This window comes from Streptacidiphilus jeojiense (assembly GCF_000719095.1).
GTDB classification, from domain to species: domain Bacteria; phylum Actinomycetota; class Actinomycetes; order Streptomycetales; family Streptomycetaceae; genus Streptacidiphilus; species Streptacidiphilus jeojiensis.
This window is the reverse complement of sequence record NZ_JOEH01000115.1, coordinates 1-313: the sequence shown is the minus strand read 5'-3', so window position 1 is coordinate 313 and position 313 is coordinate 1. Positions and strand designations below refer to the sequence as shown.

Annotated in this window: 1 protein-coding gene; it reads left to right on the top strand. The window is 65.2% G+C overall.

Annotated features, from left to right (window positions below):
* Positions 1–313: extracellular solute-binding protein (locus IF29_RS0141270; RefSeq protein WP_030267766.1), on the top strand; the 313-nt coding region annotated here is incomplete at both ends.

The window sequence follows — 313 nt, the reverse complement described above, 5'->3', positions numbered from 1 at the left end:
TTCAAGGACAAGGAGAACCTCGGCGTCGCCCCGGTCCCCGGCGGCAGCAGCGCCCAGGGCTCCCCGCAGGGCGGCTGGAACCTCTCCGTCTACGCCGGCAGCAAGAACTTGCAGGCCGCTTACGCCTTCGTGAAGTACATGAGCTCGGCCTCTGTCCAGCAGCAGACCACCGAGAAGCTCAGCCTGCTGCCCACCCGCAAGTCCGTATACGACGTACCGGCCGTCAAGAAGAACGAAATGGTCAAGTTCTTCAAGCCCGCCGTCGACGGCGCCGTGCAGCGTCCCTGGATCGCCGAGGGCAACTCCCTCTTCG